Here is an 18,249-nt window from a genome sequence, read left to right on the forward strand (position 1 = left end):
CCACGAGGCTACAACGGGAGGTGGCGCACGTGGCGCAGTCCGACAGCACAGTGACCGAGACCAAACTCCGCGACTACCTGAAGCGGGTCACCGCCGACCTGCACCGCACCCGAGTGCGCCTGCGCGAAGCCGAGGACAAGGCGCGCGAACCGATCGCGATCACCGCGATGGCCTGCCGCTATCCCGGCGGGGTCGACGGTCCCGAAGCGCTGTGGCGGTTGGTGTCCGACGGTGTCGACGGCATGTCGGAGTTCCCGCCCGATCGCGGATGGGACGCGACGCGACTGCGCGCGAGTGTGGGCGGATTCGTCGCCGACATCGCCGATTTCGATCCGGAGTTCTTCGGCATCTCCCCGCGCGAGGCGCTGGCGATGGACCCGCAGCAGCGGTTGCTGCTCGAGGTCTGCTGGGAGGCGTTCGAGCGGGCGGGCATCGACCCGACCTCGGTGCGCGGCAACCGGATCGGGACCTTCCTGGGCATCATGTACCAGGACTATTCGGGCCGGATCACCGAGGTTCCCGAGGAATTGCTGGCCTATCTCGGCAACGGCAGCGCGGGCAGCATCGCCTCCGGTCGCATCGCCTACACCCTGGGCCTGGAAGGGCCCGCGGTCACCGTGGACACCGCGTGCTCGTCCTCGCTGGTCGCCATTCACTCCGCCTGCCGGTCGCTGCGCGAGGGCGAGACCACCATGGCGCTCGCGGGCGGCGCCACCCTGATGACCTCGCCGGAAGCGTTCATCGAACTCACCGGGCAGGGCGCGCTCGCGGGCGACGGCCGCTGCAAGGCGTTCTCGGCCGACGCCGACGGCACCGGGTGGGGCGAAGGCGTGGCGATCCTGCTGCTGGAGCGTCTCGCCGACGCCCGGCGCGACGGTCACCCGGTGTTGGCGGTCATCCGCGGGTCGGCGATCAACCAGGACGGCGCGAGCAGCGGACTGACCGCCCCCAACGGCCCCGCCCAGCAGCGCGTCATCCGCGCCGCGCTCGACAACGCCGGTCTCACCGGGGCCGAGGTCGACTTGGTCGAAGCCCACGGCACCGGAACGAAATTGGGCGATCCCATCGAGGCGGGCGCGCTGCTGGCCACCTACGGCCGCGAACACACCGCCGAGAACCCGCTGTGGCTGGGCTCATTGAAATCCAATATCGGCCACACCCAGGCCGCCGCGGGCGTGGGCGGGATGATCAAGGTCGTCCAGGCGTTGCGGCACGCGCGGCTGCCGCGCAGCCTGCACATCGGCACGCCCACACCGCAGGTCGACTGGTCCGCGGGTACGGTGTCGCCCCTGATCGAGGCGCGGGACTGGCCCGCGCTCGACCGCCCGCGCCGGGCGGCGGTGTCCTCCTTCGGCATCAGCGGCACCAACGCCCACGTCGTGCTCGAACAGGCCCCGCCCGTGGATGTTCCGCAGCCGCCGCCCGCCACCGGCCCGCACCCGTGGCTGGTCACCGGTCGCACCGAGGCCGACCTGCGCGCCGCCGCGCGTTCGCTGCTGCGGGTGGCCGACAGCGAGATCGACCCGGCCGCGGTCGGATTCGCGTTGGCCACCACCCGCGCGACATTTCCGCATCGCGCGGTGGTCCTCGGAAACCGCGCCGCCGACTACCGGGACGCGCTGAGCGCCGTCGCCGAAGGACGGCCCACCGGCGCCGCCGCGCTCGGTCACGCGGGCGCGGGCGAGATCGTCTTCGTCTTTCCGGGGCAGGGCTCGCAATGGGCGCGGATGGGGCGCGCCCTGCTCGCCGACGCACCCGTGTTCGCCGCCCAGGCCGCCGCCTGCGACGCCGCCCTGCGCCCCTTCACCGGGTGGTCGGTGCTCGACGTGCTGCGCGAGGCCGAGGGCGCGCCCGAGTTGGCGCGCGTCGACGTGGTGCAGTCCACCCTGTTCACCGTCATGGTGTCGCTCGCGGCGCTGTGGCAGTCCTACGGGGTGCGGCCCTCGGCGGTCATCGGCCACTCGCAGGGCGAGATCGCCGCCGCCTACGTGGCGGGCGCGCTGAGCCTCGAGGACGCCGCCCGCGTGGTCGCCCTGCGCAGCCAGGCGTGGTGGGAACTGCGCGGCAGAGGCGGCATGCTGGCCGTCGGCTCCCCGGCCGAGAAGATCGCCCCGCGACTGCCGCACACCCTCGCCGTCGCCGCCGTGAACTCCCCGGACTCCACGGTGATCTCCGGCGACCCCGGCGACCTCGACCGCCTCGCCGCCGACCTCGAAGCCGAAGGCGTCAAAGCGCGGCGCATCCCCGGCGTCGACACCGCGGGCCACTCCCCGCAGGTCGACACCCTGCGTGCGCGACTGCTCACCGACCTCGCCCCCGTCGCGCCCCGCCCGTCGCGAATCCCGCTGTACTCCACCGTCACCGGCGACATCCTCGACACCGCCACCATGGACACCGCGTACTGGTACCGCAACATGCGCGAACCCGTCGAATTCGGCCGCGCCACCCGCGCGCTGCTGGCCGCGGGCCACGACCTGTTCCTCGAGGTCGCCCCGCATCCGCTGCTGTCCGGCGCGATCCAGGAGAACGCCGAGGACCTCGGCGTCCCCGTCGCTACCGTGGGCACGCTGCGCCGCGAAGAAGGCGGCCGTGACCGCGTGCTGACCGCCCTGGCCGAAGCCGTCGCCGCCGGGGCCGCCCCCGACTGGACCGCCGTCTTCCCCGACCGCGCGGGCGTGCGCGTCGACCTGCCGACCTACCCGTTCCAGCGCCGCCGCTTCTGGCTCGAACCCACCGCGAGCCCCGGCGATCTCGGCGCCGCCGGCCTCCGCGCCGCCGACCACCCCCTCCTGTCGACCTGCGTCCCGCTGACCGACACCGACGGCCTGCTGTGCACCGCGAGACTCGCCGTCCGCACCCACCCTTGGCTCGCCGACCACGCCGTGGCCGGCGCGATCCTGTTCCCCGGCACCGGTTTCGTCGAACTCGCCGGCTACGCGGGCAGCCGCCTCGACTGCCCTCGCCTCCTCGAACTGACCCTGCACACCCCGCTGCGCATCCCCGCCGACGGAGCCGTGCTCGTCCAGCTCACCGTAGGAGCGGTCGCGGACGGCACCCGCCCGATCACCATCTCCGCGACCCCCGACACCGACACCGCGTGGACCGAACCGTGGACCGTGCACGCCCGGGGACTCCTCGCCGCCCCCGACCCCGCGCGGGCTTCGGACTCGGCACCGACCGCCGCCGCACCGACTGCGGACTGGGCCTTGCGCTGGCCGCCCCGCGACGCCGAACCGTGCGCCGTGGGCGACCTCTACGCCCGGTTGGCCGACGCCGGCATCCACTACGGTCCCGCTTTCCAGGGCCTGCTGCGCGGCTGGCGGCGCGGTGTCGAAGTCTTCGCCGAGGTGCGCGTCCCGGACACCGACGGGTTCCGCCTGCACCCGGCCCTGCTGGACGCCTGCCTGCACGCCACCGCCTTCGGCGACTTCCCCGGAATCACCCCGGGCTGTCTGCCTTTCGCCTGGACCGACGTCACCGTGCACGCCTCCGGCCCCGACACCGTCCGTCTGCGTCTGCGCCCCACCGCCCCCGAGACTCTCGCCCTCGACCTGGCCGCCCCCGACGGCTCCCCGGTGGCCTCCGTCGCCGCCCTGCGCGTCCGCCCCCTGCGCTCGTCTGCCGTCGACCACTACAACTCCCTGTTCACCGTCGACTGGCACCCCCTCGACCTGCCCGCCGACGCGCACACCCCGTACGTCCTACACCGCGTTCCCACCGGTCTCGACCCCGCCGCCGTCCGGAACGCGGTCAACGCCGCGCTCACGGCGGTCCTCGTCCGACTGAACACGCACGAAACCCTCTTCGACGACAAGTCCGGCACTGCTCAGCAGGCTGCGGGCGAGTCTGCCGCCGATCGGCCGGCCCCGGACACCCCACTGGTGGTGCTGACCACCTCGGCGATGGGACCCGACGCCGAGAACATCGCGGGCGCGGCGGTCTGGGGGCTGGTGCGGTCGGCGCGGGCCGAACATCCGGACCGCTTCGTGCTGATCGACACCGACGGCACACCCGAATCGGAGTCCGTCCTCGCCGCGGCCGTTGCCTCGGGGGAACCGGAGGTCGTGGTGCGTCGCGGTCGTGCCCTGGTGCCGCGATTGCGCCGCGTCGCCGCCGAACCGAGCGCGCACCGGATCGACCCGGCGGGCACCGTGCTCGTCACCGGCGGCACCGGACGACTCGGCGCGGTGTTGGCGCGGCACCTGGTCACCACCCACGGCGTCCGCCATCTGGTGCTCACCTCACGGCGGGGTGAATCCGCCCCGGGTGCGGCCGAATTGCGTTCGGAATTGCAGACATCGGGTGCGACGGTGACGCTCACCGCGTGCGATACGGCCGACCGCGCGGCGGTGGCGGACCTCCTCGAATCGGTGCCCGCCGCACACCCGCTGACGGCCGTCTTCCACACCGCGGGCGTCCTCGACGACGGCGTGGTGTCCGCGCAGACCCCCGACCGGATCGCCACGGTCCTGCGCGCGAAACTCGACGGCGCGTGGCACCTGCACGAACTCACCGCCTCGCTCGATCTGTCCGCGTTCGTTCTGTATTCCAGTGGTGCGGGCACCTTCGGCAGCGCGGGACAGGCCAACTACGCCGCCGCCAACACCGCCCTCGACGCGCTCGCGGCCCTCCGGCGCGGCCAGGGCCTGCCCGCGCAGTCCATCGCGTGGGGTCTGTGGTCCGAACGCAGCGAACTCACCGAGGCCATGACGGAGGCCGACGTGCGCCGCATGGAACGCGGCGGCTTGACGGCCCTGAGCACCGACCACGGTCTGGCCCTGCTGGACACCGCGCTGCGGCTCACGGACACGGACCCGGTCGCCGTTCCCATCGACCCGGCCGCGCTGCGCGCACTACCCGTCGTTCCCCCGCTGTTGCGCGCACTGATTCCCGCCTCCCCGCGCCGCGAAGCCGACGACGTCCGCGACCGACTCGCGGGTGCGGACCGCGCCGCCGCGCTCCTCGATCTGGTGACCGCCCACACCGCCACCGTGCTCGGCTTCACCGACCCGAGCACGGTCGAGATCGCACGCCCGTTCCGCGAATTCGGTCTCGACTCGCTGACCGCCGTGGAACTGCGCAATCGCCTCTCGGCGGCGGTGGGGGAGCGACTGCCGGTGAGCCTGGTCTTCGACCACCCCACTCCCGCCGACCTCGCCCGACATCTGGACACCCTGCTGCGCGGTGCGGACACCGCCACCTCGGAAGTGGTCGAAGCCGTAGCGACCGACGAACCGATCGCGATCGTCGCGATGGCCTGCCGCTTCCCGGGTGACGTGCGGACGCCCGAACACCTGTGGGACCTGATTCTCGCGGGCACGGACGCCATCGGCGCGTTCCCCGACGATCGAGGCTGGACCGCCGACCCGACCGCCTACGCCGCACGGGGCGGATTCCTCACCGACGCGGCCGATTTCGATCCCGCCTTCTTCCGCATCTCCCCGCGCGAGGCGCTGGCGATGGACCCGCAACAGCGCTTGTGGCTCGAGATCGTCTGGGAGGCGATCGAGCGCGCGGGCATCGACCCGCTCTCGCTGGCGGGCTCGCGGACCGGCGTCTTCGCGGGCGTGATGACCCAGGACTACGCCGCCCGGATCACCGCGCCCGACGCCGAGGTCGAAACCTTCCTCGGCACCGGCAATTCCGCCAGCGTCCTGTCCGGACGCGCCGCCTACACGCTGGGGCTGGAAGGTCCGGCGGTCACGGTCGACACCGCGTGTTCCTCCTCGCTGGTCGCGGTGCATCTGGCGGCCCAGGCGTTGCGCAACGGGGAATGCGCCCTCGCCCTGGCGGGCGGTGTCACCGTGATGGCGACACCGAATCTGTTCGCGGAGTTCGCCCGTCAGGGCGGCCTCGCCGCCGACGGCCGGTGCAAGGCGTTCAGCGCCGAGGCCGACGGCACCGGATTCGGCGAAGGCGCGGGAGTGCTCCTGCTGGAACGACTCTCCGACGCCCGACGCAACGGACACGATGTCCTCGCCGTGGTAGCCGGTTCCGCCGTCAACCAGGACGGCGCTTCCAACGGTCTGACCGCCCCCAACGGTCCCGCCCAGCAGCGCGTCATCCGGCAGGCGCTGGCCGCCGCGGGCGTCGCCTCGACCCAGGTCGACCTGGTCGAAGGTCACGGCACCGGCACCCGCCTCGGCGACCCCATCGAAATCCAGGCCATCGCCGCCACCTACGGCCGCGATCGCGCCACCGACGTCCACCTGGGCTCGGTGAAGTCCAATATCGGCCACACCCAGGCCGCCGCGGGCGTCGCGGGACTCGTCAAATCCGTTCTCGCCTTGCGCCACGCCGTCCTCCCGCGCACCCTGCACGCCGACACCCCGTCCCCCGAAGTCGGCGTCGAGGGCGTCGCCCTGCTCACCGACAACCGCCCCTGGACCGCCGACGGCCCCCGCCGCGCGGGGGTCTCCGCCTTCGGCGTCAGCGGCACCAACGCCCACGTCATCCTCACCGAGGGCGATCCCGCGCCCGTTTCCCCGGCGGTCACACAGGATGCCGCCCCGGTCGAGGGCGGTCGTATGGTCGGCGGCGTGACGAACTCGTCGGTGCGCATCGCGGAGTCCGACAGCATGGTGCCCGCGCGCGTCGAAGGTGCGACGGTTTCGGCGAAGAGCGATTCGGGGGAGCTTCCAGCGGTGCCGTGGGTGCTCTCGGCGCGCAATCCCGCGGGCGTGCGCGCCCAGGCCGCCCGACTGTTGGCCCACGTCGAGGCGGACCCGACCGGCGATCCCACCGACATCGCCCACTCCCTGCTCACCACCCGCTCGGCCTTCACCCACCGCGCCGCCGTGGTGGCCACGGGCCGCGCTGCCCTGATGGACGGACTGCGCGCGCTCGCCGCCGACGAACCGGCGGCCGGTGTGCTCACCGCGACGGCACGCCCCGGCGGCCGCACCGCGATCGTCTTCCCCGGCCAGGGCGCCCAACACCCGGGCATGGGGGAGCGGCTGTACGCCGAATTCCCGGTGTTCGCCGAAACTCTCGACGCCGTGTTCGCGGCGAGCGACCTCCCGTTGCGCGAGGTGATGTGGGGTTCGGACGAGAAGCTGCTCGAGCGCACCGATTTCGCGCAGTCGGCCCTGTTCGCGGTCGAGTTGGGCCTGTATCGCCTGCTGGAGTCGTGGGGTGTCCGCGCGGACTGGCTGATCGGGCATTCGATCGGCGAACTGGTCGCCGCGCACGTCGCGGGCGTCTGGTCGCTGTCGGACGCGGTGCGGGTCGTCGCCGCGCGCGGTCGGTTGATGGCCGCGCTGCCGCAGGGCGGTGCGATGCTCGCGGTGCGGACCTCCGAAGCCGATCTCGCGCCGCTGCTGCCCGAGGGCGCGGAGATCGCGGCGGTGAACGGGCCGGAGGCGGTGGTGGTCTCGGGGCCGGCGGCGGCGATCGACCGTGTCGCCGCATCGGTCGGCGCGGGCGTCCGGGTGAAACGTCTGGCCGTCTCGCACGCCTTCCACTCGGCGGCCATGGAACCGATGCTGACCGCATTCGAAAGCGTCTTGGCGACAATCGCCTTCGCCCCGCCGCGAATCCCGATCATCTCGAACGTCACCGGCACGGTCGCCGAGGACCTGACCTCCCCCGCCTACTGGGTGACCCAGGTGCGCCGCGCCGTCCGGTTCGGCGACGGCGTCGAATACGCCGCCGCGCAGGGTGTCACGCGGTTTCTCGAGGCCGGTCCCGGCACGGCGCTGTCCGGTCTGATTCCCGCGGGCACCGCGATCCCCGTGCTGCGCAAGGCCCGCACCGAGCCGGAAGCCGTCCTGACCGCCCTGACCCGCTTCCATCTGGACGGCGGCACGGTCGACTGGTCGGCGGTCTTCCCGTCCGCCCGACGAATCCCCCTGCCCACCTACGCGTTCCAGCGCGAACGCTACTGGCTCGACGCCCCTCCGGTCCGCGACCTCGCCGCCGCGGGCCTGGACCCGATCGATCACCCCCTGCTCGCCGCCGCCGTCACCGGCCCCGAAGCCGACACCTCGGTCCTCACCGGCCGGATCTCCCTGACCGACCTGCCATGGCTGGCCGACCACGCCGTCGACGGCGCGGTGCTGTTCCCCGGCACCGCGTTCCTCGAGATCGCGCTGGCCGCCGCCGCGCGGGTCGACTGCGCCCGGGTCGAAGAACTCACCCTCGGCGCGCCACTGCTCGTACCCGACCACGCCGCGCTCACCCTGCGCGCGGTGGTCGAGGCCCCCGACGAGTCGGGCGCGCGCAAGATCACCCTGCACTCCCGCGCCGACGGCGAGTGGACCACCCACGCCGCGGGCACACTGCACCCCGACCCGGAGGACGACGAATCCGCCCCGATCGCCTGGCCGCCCGCCGGCGCGCGCGAAGTCGAGATCGATGACCTCTACGACCGACTCGCCGCCGCGGGCTTCGCCTACGGGCCGTCCTTCCGCGGCGTGGTCCGCGCCTGGCGAGGCGCGCACGAGGCGTACGCCGAGGTCGACCTGCCGCGTGCGCGTCACCCCGAGGCCCGCCGTTTCCACCTCCACCCCGCCCTGCTCGACGCAGCCGTCCACGTGCTCGCCGTCAGCGAGTTCCCCGGCACCGACACGGGATTGCTGCCGTTCTCGTGGTCGGGCGTCACGGTCACGGCGAACGACGCCACCACCGTGCGGGTCAGGATGACACCCACCCCCGACGGTGTGAGCGTCACCCTCACCGATCAGACGGGTCATCCGGTCGCCACCATCCGTTCCCTCGCGCTGCGTCCGATCACCGCGCGACCGCCCCGCCCCGCCCCGCGCAACCTGTTCCGGGTCGACTGGACCCCCGTCCCGATCCCGGACCGTCCGCTGGACCGCCTCGCCGTCCTCGGCGACGACGCCGCGGGCTTCCCCGCCGACGTGGAGTCCTACCTGGACCTCGACGCCCTGCTCACCATGATCGAATCCGGTTCCCCCGCACCGCGAATCCTGGCCGTGGTGAGCCGAGGACCGGACCTCGTTCCCCGAACCCTCGACCTCCTGCACCGCTGGCTCGCGGCGGGCGACCTGCTCGACCGCTGCACCCTCGCCTTCCTCACCCACCGCGCCGTCGCGGTCACCCCCGACGAAACCGTCGACGACCTCGACGCCGCCGCACTCTGGGGCATGGTCCGCGCCGCCCAAGCCGAGAACCCCGGCCGCTTCCTGCTGCTGGACCACGACGCGTCGATCGCGGCGGGCCTCTCGGCCGCCGTGACCGGCGACCACGCCCAGATCGCCGTCCGCGCGAGCACCGCGTACGTCCCTCGCCTCACCCGCGCCACGGCCACACCCGGCGACACCCCGAACTGGTCCGCGGGCGTGGTCCTGCTCACGGGCGGCACGGGTGCGCTGGGAGCGGCCGTGGCCCGGCACCTGGTCACCGCCCACGGCGTCCGCGATCTGCTCCTGCTGAGTCGCGGCGGCCGAGACGACGACCTGTCTCGCGAATTGACCGCCCTGGGGGCGCACCCCGTGTTCGTCGCCTGCGACGTCGCCGACCGGGACGCCCTGGCCGCGGTCCTCGCCGACCACCCCGTGACGGCGGTCGTCCACTGCGCGGGCGTGGTGGACGACGGCATGCTCCCCGACCTCACCCCGGACCGTTTCGCGGCGGTGTTCCGCCCGAAGGCCGACGCGGCCCGCGCACTGGCCGACCTCACCGCGCACACCCCGCTGACCGCGTTCGTCCTGTTCTCCTCGGCGGCCGCCACGATCGGCGCGGCGGGCCAGGCCAACTACGCCGCCGCCAACGCCTACCTCGACGCTCTCGCGCACCACCTGCGCGCCTGGGGCGTCCCGGCGACCTCGTTGGCGTGGGGCCCGTGGCGGGAACGCGGCACGATGACCGGCAGGCTGGACGACGGCGACACCGCCAGAATGCGGCGCTCGGGCGTGGTCGCGCTGAGCTCCGAGGAGGGTCTGTCGCTGTTCGACGCGGCCACGGCCACGAACGAACCGCTGCTGCTGCCTCTCGGACTGGACGTGACCGGCCGCGACGCGAGCGACCTGCCGCCGCTGCTGGCAGGCCTGGCCCGACTGTCCCGTCCCGTCCGTGCGCGAGCGGACACGACGGAATCCCCGCTGCGGCAACGCCTCGCCACCCTGTCGGATTCCGACCAGCGCGCTCTGATGACCGACTTGGTCCGCACACACGTCGCGGTGGTGCTCGGCCATCCGGGACCGGCGGAGGTCCCCGAGGACGCCGAATTCGTGGACGCCGGGTTCGATTCGCTGACAGCGGTCGAGTTGCGCAACCGACTGGCGGCGGCCACCGACCTGCGTCTCCCGGCGACACTGGTCTTCGACCACGCGACCCTCGCCGCCCTCGCCGAGCATCTGCGCACCGAGATCGCCCGCGCGGCAGCCGAACCCACGGCCACGACACCGAGCGACCCCGCGGGTGAAACCCTGAGCTCCCTGTTCGTGCGCGCTTTCCAGACCGGCCGCTGGCAAGCCGGACTGGACCTGCTCGCCGCCGCCGCGCGACTGCGCCACACCTTCGCCGAACCGGCCGCCGCGCAACGGCCTCCGCATCTGGTCCGCCTGGCCCGAGGGCCCGAGGGCAGCCCGCACCTGGTGTGCATAGCATCCTGTGTCGCGATCTCCGGAATCCACCAGTACGCGCGCTTCGCGTCCGGATTCCGGGGCGAGCGCACGGTTTCCGGCCTGCCGCTGGCCGGCTTCGGCGACGAACAGTCGCTGCCGGAGACGGTGGAGGCCGCCGTGGCGCTGCAAGCCGACACCGTGCTGGCCGAGGCGGGCGCGGACCCGGTGGTGCTGCTGGGCTCCTCGGCGGGCGGGTGGTTCGCCAACGCCGTCGCGGCCGAACTCGAGCGCCGCGAGCGCGGCCCGGCCGCCGTCGTGCTGGTCGACACCTACTTGCCGGGCGGGGATTTCGTCAGCCGGTTCGGGTTGGCCCTGATGGACGGCATGGTCCAGCGCGGCGGCGAATTCGATTCCGGCGACACCGAACGCATGTCGGCGATGGGATGGTACTTCCGCCTGTTCGCGGACTGGAACCCCACCCCGGTCACCGCGCCGACCCTGCTGGTGCGGGCGACGGAGCCGTTGTCCGGCGCACCGAAAGACGAGACCGACGACCGGGATTGGCGTTCGTCGTGGCCGTTCCCACACGACGTCGCCGACGTCACCGGCGACCACTTCTCCATCATGGAGCAGCACTGCGGGCCGACCGGCGCGCGGATCCGACGCTGGCTCGACGACCACATCTGAGGAGGCAGCACTGTCATGCCCGTCATCGAGGTGACCGACCTGCGCAAGCGGTACGGGACCAAACAGGCCGTGGACGGCGTGTCCTTCAGCGTCGAACGGGGCGAGATCTTCGGCATCCTCGGCCCCAACGGCGCGGGGAAGACCACCACGGTCGAATGCGTCGAGGGGTTGCGCCGCGCCGACAGCGGACGCATCGACGTGCTCGGACTCGACCCCGCGAGCGACGGCGCGCGCCTGCGTCGCCGGATCGGCGTGCAGTTGCAATCCAGCGAACTGCCCGACCGCATCAAAGTGTGGGAGGCGTTGGACCTCTACGCCTCCTTCTACGACGACCCCGCCGACTGGCGCGAGCTGCTCGAGGACTGGGGGTTGGGCGAGAAACGCGACGCCTACTTCGGGAAACTGTCCGGCGGACAGAAACAGCGCGTGTCGATCGCGCTGGCGCTGATCGGCCGCCCCGAGATCGTGGTGTTCGACGAGTTGACCGCGGCCCTGGACCCGCAGGCGCGCCGCGACACCTGGCGGTTGGTCGAGCAGATCCGCGAGCGCGATGTCACGGTCCTGCTGGTCACCCATTTCATGGACGAGGCCGAGCACCTGTGCGACCGACTCGCGGTGATCGACGCGGGCAAGGTCGTCGCCGTGGACAGTCCGGCGGGACTGATCGATTCCGTGCGCACCGGGCAGAAGCTGCGCATGCGAATCGAGGGGGAGTGGCGTCGGGAGGTGCTCAGCGACTTGCCCGAGGTCGAGCAGGTCGGCGGCGACGGCACGCGGGTCGAGGTCAGCGGCACGGGCAATCTCGTGTACGCGGTGATCGCGGCACTGGCCCGCGCCGAGGTCCTCGCCACCGACATCCGGCTCGAGCAGCCCAGCCTCGACGACGCGTTCGTGGCGTTGACCGGCCGCCGCATCGCCTGATGCGCCCCACCGACACAGGAGGATTCGTGCCAGGACGTGCCAAACTCGTTCTCGTCGAAGCGAAGCTGATGCTGCGGGATCCGACGGCGCTGTTCTTCGTCGTCGCGTTGCCGGTGGTACTGCTGGTCATCTTCGATTTCATCACCACCGAACAGGCCGCCGACGAGGCCGACCGGGCTTCGCTGAAGATGTATGTGCCCGCGATCGCGCTGTCGCTGGCGCTGGTCATGATCGCGCTGAACCTGCTACCCACCAATCTGGCCACCTATCGCGAACGAGGCATCCTGCGCAGACTCTCGGTGAGTCCGGCCCATCCCTCGCGGGTGTTGATCGCGCAGTTGGCGGTGAATTTCGTGACCTCGGTGATCTCGACGGTGGTGGTCGTCACCGTCGCCGATCTGGCCTTCGACATGGCTCCGCCGCGGCAGGTCCCGGCGTTCGTCCTGATGTTCGTGCTCAGCGCGTGGGCGTTGTTCGCGATCGGCCTGCTGATCGCGGCGTTGGCCCCCAACGGCCGGACCGCGACGGCGGTGGGCCTGTCGGTGCTGTTCCCGAGCCTGTTCCTGGGCGGCGGGTTCGTCCCGCTCGAAGATCTGCCCGACCCGATCCGGCGGATCGGGGAGTACACCCCGCTCGGCGCGGCGATGACCGGTTTCCGCGACGCCTGGGCCGGTAACTGGCCGGACGCGCGGTTCCTGATCGTTCCGGCGGTGATCGGCCTGGTCGGCACCGTCCTGGCGGCGCGGGTGTTCCGGTGGGAGTGAATCAGCCGCGACTACGCTTCGGGGTGATCGGCTGCGCGGAGATCGCCGAGCGGCGCACGATACCGGGACTGCTGGCCCACCCCGAGATCGACCTGGTGGCGGTCGCCAGCCGGCAAGCGGACAAGGCCGGGCGCTTCGCCCAGCGATTCGGCTGCGCGGCCGTGCAGGGCTACGACCACCTGCTCGAGGACGCCGACATCAGCGCCGTCTACATCCCGCTGCCTGCCATGCTGCACGCCGAATGGGTGGAGCGCGCGCTGCTCGCGGGAAAACACGTGCTGGTGGAGAAACCGCTGGGCAGCAGCCACTTCCAGGCGGTCGAACTGACCGAACTCGCTCGCGGCAAAGGCTTGGTGCTGCTGGAGAACATGATGTTCCTGCGTCACTCGCGGCACCGGCGGGTCGCCGAACTGCTCGCCGACGGCGCGATCGGCGCGCTGCGCGGCCTGACGAGCACCTTCACCATCCCGCCGAAACCGCCCGACGACATCCGCTACCAACCGACCGGCGGCGGCGCGCTGCTCGACATCGGCTGCTATCCGGCGCGCGCGGCGATGTATTTCCTGGGGCCGGATCTGACCGTCGACGGTTCGGTCCTGCGTTACGACCGCTCCCGCGAGGTCGTGCTCTCCGGCGCGGTGCTGTTGACCAACAGCGCGGGCGTCATCGCGCATCTGGACTTCGGGCTGGAGCACTCCTATCGTTCGGATTACGAATTGTCCGGCAGTACCGGAAGATTGACGGTCGAGCGCGCGTTCACGCCGCCGCCGACGTTCTCCCCGACGGTGCGAATCCATCGGCAATCGGGTACCGAGGAGATAGTCCTGCCCCCCGAGGACCAGTTCCTCGGGATGCTCGACTTCTTCGTCGACGCCGTCCGCGGAGCCGCCGATCCGTCCCCTTCGGTGGACGAAACCGTAGGACTGGCACGGCTTCTCGACACCATCGCATTGCGCGCGCACACCGTCTACACCCGCCACGGCCCCTATTCCGACCCCGGCTTCGCCTAGGGGGCGCGGCCGCACATCCAGGGGTTCTGAGTTTTTCCCCGACTCGATACTCTTCGGGAAGTGAATTTCCCCGCCGCTCGGCCGAGGACCCTTTATGGAACATATTCTCGACGCGATCCTCTCGGGATCCGCGCACCGTGACGATTTCTCCGCCATTCCGATTCCCGAGGAATACACCGGCGTCGTGGTCCTGGCCGAACAAACGGAGATGTTCGCCGGAATGGCGACCGCCGACAAGAATCCGGCCAAATCACTGCACCTGCGCGAGGTGCCGACCCCGGAAGTGGGACCGGGGGAGGCGCTGGTCGCGGTGATGGCCAGCAGCGTCAACTACAACACCGTGTGGTCGGCGATCTTCGAACCGCTGTCGACCTTCGGCTTCCTCTCGCGCTACGCGCGCGCCGTGCCCGCCGCCGCCCAGCACGACCGCCCGTATCACGTGCTCGGATCGGACCTGTCCGGCGTCGTGCTGCGCACGGGCGCGGGCGTCAACCGCTTCGCACCGGGCGATCGGGTTGTCGCGCACTGTCTTTCGGTCGAGCTGGAAGCCCCCGACGGCCACGACGACACGATGCTCGATCCGGCGCAACGCATCTGGGGCTACGAGACCAACTACGGTGGCCTGGCCCAGTTGGCGCTGGTCAAGGCCAACCAGCTCATGCCCAAACCCGCGCACCTGACCTGGGAGGAGGCCGCCTGCTCCGGGCTGGTCAACTCCACGGTCTACCGGCAGTTGGTCTCCGGCAACGGTGCGACGATGAAACAGGGCGACGTGGTGCTGATCTGGGGCGCGGCGGGCGGCCTCGGCTCCTACGCGACACAAGTGGCGCTCAACGGCGGGGCGATTCCGGTGTGCGTGGTGTCCAGTTCGGAGAAGGCCGACCTGGTCCGTTCGATGGGGGCCGAGCACGTCATCGACCGCAGCGAACACGGTTACCGCTTCCTCGGCGACGGCGAGGGGTTGGACCGGCGCGAATTGCGCCGCTTCGGCGCGCACATCCGCGAACTCACCGGGGGCGAGGACCCCGACATCGTCTTCGAGCACCCGGGCCGGGAGACCTTCGGCGCGAGCGTATACGTCGCCAAACGTGGCGGCACCGTGGTGACCTGCGCGTCCACCTCGGGCTACCAGCATCTCTACGACAACCGCGACCTGTGGATGTCGGTCAAGCGCATCGTCGGCACCCATTTCGCCAACTACCGCGAAGCGTGGATGGCCAACCGCCTGATCGACCTCGGCATGGTCCACCCGACCCTGTCGACGGTCTATCCGCTGACCGGCGCGGGCCGCGCCGCCGCCGACGTGCACGGCAACCTGCACAGCGGCAAGGTCGGCGTACTCGCGCTGGCCCCCGAGGCCGGGCTCGGGGTCACCGATCAGGCCAAGCGCGCGGCCCTGCTGCCCCAGTTGCTGCGTTTCCGGGGGAGCGGCACGCACCCGCTGCCCGCCACCACCGGTCCCGGCTCCGGCCGCCACTGACCCGCCCGCACCACCGCACGGAGGACCCCCGCTATGCGCATCCTGTTCACCACCATCGCCGAGAACTCGCACATCCTGGCGCAAGCGCCGATCGCGTGGGCGCTGAGCACCGGCGGCCACGACGTGCGCGTCGCGAGCGCGCCCGCCATGACCGACCTGATCACCTCGGCGGGCCTGACCGCGGTGTCGGTCGGCGCCGACCACAACATGCACGAACTGCTCGCCCAGTTGAGTCAGCAGGGCGCGGGAGCGATCGAGAACGAGCTCTCGGACTGGAGCGAGCCCTACGTCGGATCGCTCAACTGGACCTCGGTGATGATGAAGTACCAAATCGCCGTGCCGATGGCGCTCGCGCCCTACAACGATCCGATCGTGGAGGATCTGGTCGCCTTCGCCCGCGAATGGCAGCCCGACCTGGTCATCTGGGACCCGCTGACCTACGCGGGCGCCGTGGCGGCCACGGCGATCGGCGCGGCGCACGCCCGACTGATCTGGAACGTCGACATCTACTCCACGATGCGCACCGCGTTCCTGGAACTCAAGGACCAGCAACCCGCCGCCGCGCAGCAGGACCCGCTGGCCGACTGGGTCGGCAGGCAGGTGGCCGCCCACGGCGGTGAGTTCTCCGAGACCGTGCTGTCGGGGCATTTCACCATCGACCCGATCCCCGCGACGGTGCAGTTGCCGCTGACCGTCGAGCGCGTGCCCGTGCGCTACACCCCCTACAACGGCCGCTCGGTGGTCCCGGCGTGGCTGCGCGAACCGGCCGAACGCCCGCGCATCGCGGTGACCTCGGGCAGTTCGTTCGGGGCCGCGCTCGGCGCGACCTTCCTGCCCTTCTCGGAAATCCTCGCCGGACTGGCCGAGGTCGACGCCGAGATCATCGCGACGCTGAGCGAGGCCGAACAGGAACGTCTCGGACCGCTGCCCGCCAACGTCCGGGCCGTCGGGTTCGCGCCGATGCAGGTGCTGTTGCCGACCTGCTCGGCCGTCGTGCACCACGGCGGATTCGGCACCTGGTCCACCGCGGCGCTGCTCGGTGTGCCCCAGCTCATCCCGACCCTGCGCCACGGCGACCTGTGGCTGCGTGCCGGGCGCACCGAAGAGGCAGGCGCGGGACTGCGCCTGCACGCGCCCGGCACCACCGCCGAGCAGGTGACGGCGGCGGTGCGGCGACTGCTCGACGAACCGACCTTCAGCGGGGGCGCGGCCAAACTGCGCGCGGAGATCCTGTCCACCCAGACGCCGAACGCCGCGGTCGCCGAGATCGAGCGACTGGTCGGCGGAATCCAGGCGGGGAACGGCCGATGAAGGCGCGCCCCCTCGCGGTGGCGGGCGCGGTCGAATTCACGCCCGACATCCACCGCGACAACCGCGGACTGTTCGTCTCGCCCTACCAGGAGGCCGCGTTCGAGGCGGCCACCGGCGAGCGCTTCACCGTCGCGCAGACCAACCACAGCCGCTCGGCGCGCGACGTGGTGCGCGGCATCCACTTCACCGCCACCCCACCGGGCCAGGCCAAATACGTGTACTGCCCGAAGGGGCGGGTGCGTGATCTGGTGCTCGACATCCGCGTCGGCTCACCGACTTTCGGCGCGTGGGACGTGGTGGAACTGGACGAGCGATCACTGCGCGCGGTCTACCTGCCCCTGGGCGTCGGCCACGGCTTCCACGTGCTCGACGCGGATTCGGTGATGGCCTACATGGTCTCCACCGCCTACGTCGCCGAACGCGAGATCGCGCTCAACCCTTTCGATCCCGCGCTCGGACTGCCCTGGTCCGACGACGGCGCGCTGGTGGTCTCCGACCGCGACCGGGTCGCCCCGACGCTGGCCGAACTGCGCGAGCAGGGCCTGCTGCCCGACTACGCCGACTGCCTGGCCGCGGACGGAATCCACCATGGCCGCTGACCAGGACGGCGTCGCATCGACGGTCGCGGTGCTCGGCGGCACGGGCAGCGTCGGACGGCACGTGTGCGCGGCCTTCGCCGAGGCAGGTCACCGCGTCGTCGTGCTGTCGCGCACGCCCGATGCGCGCGTCGCGCGGCACCGGTTCGTCCCGCTGGATCTCGCCGCGGTCGACCCCGAACACCTCGCCGCCACGCTCACCGCGCTCGACGCGCGGATCGTGGTCAACGCCGCGGGCAGTTGGTCGAATTCGGCCGACGAGCTGACCAGCGCGCACATCCGCCTCGCCGAGAACCTGGTGGCCGCGCTGTCGGCGATGCGCCCCACCCCGCGCCTGGTCCACCTGGGCACCGTGCACGAATACGGCATCAAACCGGCGGGCGCCGCCCTGGCCGAAGACACCGAGCACACCCCCGAAACCGATTTCGCCCGCACCAAATACGAGAGCTCACGGCGCATCCTGGCGGCGGCCGAAGCCGGGACCGTCGACGCGATCGTGCTGCGGGTCGCCAACGTCTACGGCCCCGATCCGGCCGCGGCGAGCTTCCTCGGCTACCTGGCCGCCACCCTGCCCGGCGTCGACCCGGACGTCGGCATCGAACTCACCATCGCCGAGGCCCGCCGCGACTACGTCGACAACCGCGACGTCGCCGACGCCGTCCTGCTGGCCGCGCGCCACCGGGGCGAACACCGGGTGTTCAACATCGGCAGCGGAACCGCCACCCCGCTGCGGGAATTGGTCTACGGCCTGGTCGCCGCGGCCGGTCTGCCCGCGTCCGCCGTGCGCGAGAAATCCGCCGCGGTCACCAGCAAAGGCGGCGACTGGACCCGCGTCGACGCCACCCGCGCCCACACCGAACTCGGCTGGCGACCCCGTCGCACACCCGCCGACTCGATGCGCGCGCTGATCCGCGAGACATCCACCGCCGCACCATGATCGCGATACCGGAG

8 protein-coding genes are annotated in these 18,249 nt (G+C 71.8%); all 8 read left to right on the plus strand.

The genetic code is table 11. The features are described from left to right. Positions 1-29: 29 nt before the first annotated feature. The 8 genes from ON30_RS40595 to ON30_RS13080 all read left to right on the plus strand — a co-directional run bounded on the left by ON30_RS40595 (position 30) and on the right by ON30_RS13080 (position 18,235). Complete coding sequence (locus ON30_RS40595; RefSeq protein WP_218006255.1) at positions 30-11,216, plus strand: type I polyketide synthase; 11,187 nt, start codon at positions 30-32, stop codon at positions 11,214-11,216. Between the two features lie 15 nt (positions 11,217-11,231). After that, positions 11,232-12,137 (plus strand): ABC transporter ATP-binding protein, encoded by a 906-nt coding sequence (locus ON30_RS13050; protein WP_040706962.1) that lies wholly within the window; start codon positions 11,232-11,234, stop codon positions 12,135-12,137. A 26-nt stretch (positions 12,138-12,163) separates the two neighbouring features. Continuing rightward, entirely contained in the window at positions 12,164-12,901 is a 738-nt protein-coding gene (locus ON30_RS13055) for an ABC transporter permease (protein WP_040707101.1), read from the plus strand. Further along, a complete protein-coding gene (locus ON30_RS13060) occupies positions 12,892-13,911 on the plus strand; it encodes a Gfo/Idh/MocA family protein (RefSeq protein WP_051029264.1) in 1,020 nt (339 codons plus the stop codon). The genes ON30_RS13055 and ON30_RS13060 overlap by 10 nt, the downstream gene beginning before the upstream one ends. A gap of 94 nt (positions 13,912-14,005) precedes the next feature. Beyond that, positions 14,006-15,391 carry a crotonyl-CoA carboxylase/reductase gene (gene ccrA / locus ON30_RS13065; protein ID WP_051029265.1) on the plus strand — a complete coding sequence of 462 codons (1,386 nt, stop codon included), beginning with the start codon at positions 14,006-14,008 and terminating at the stop codon, positions 15,389-15,391. A gap of 33 nt (positions 15,392-15,424) precedes the next feature. Beyond that, the gene (locus ON30_RS13070; RefSeq protein ID WP_040706964.1) at positions 15,425-16,702 is read left to right on the plus strand and encodes an activator-dependent family glycosyltransferase; all 1,278 of its coding nucleotides are present in this window, start codon (positions 15,425-15,427) and stop codon (positions 16,700-16,702) included. Then, positions 16,699-17,301: a dTDP-4-dehydrorhamnose 3,5-epimerase family protein gene (locus tag ON30_RS13075; protein WP_040706966.1), complete on the plus strand. Its 603-nt coding sequence runs from the start codon at positions 16,699-16,701 to the stop codon at positions 17,299-17,301. The genes ON30_RS13070 and ON30_RS13075 overlap by 4 nt, the downstream gene beginning before the upstream one ends. Continuing rightward, positions 17,291-18,235 (plus strand): NAD-dependent epimerase/dehydratase family protein, encoded by a 945-nt coding sequence (locus tag ON30_RS13080; RefSeq protein WP_040706968.1) that lies wholly within the window; start codon positions 17,291-17,293, stop codon positions 18,233-18,235. The genes ON30_RS13075 and ON30_RS13080 overlap by 11 nt, the downstream gene beginning before the upstream one ends. Positions 18,236-18,249 lie beyond the last annotated feature (14 nt).

It is taken from the genome of Nocardia takedensis NBRC 100417, assembly GCF_000308695.1.
GTDB lineage: Bacteria > Actinomycetota > Actinomycetes > Mycobacteriales > Mycobacteriaceae > Nocardia > Nocardia takedensis.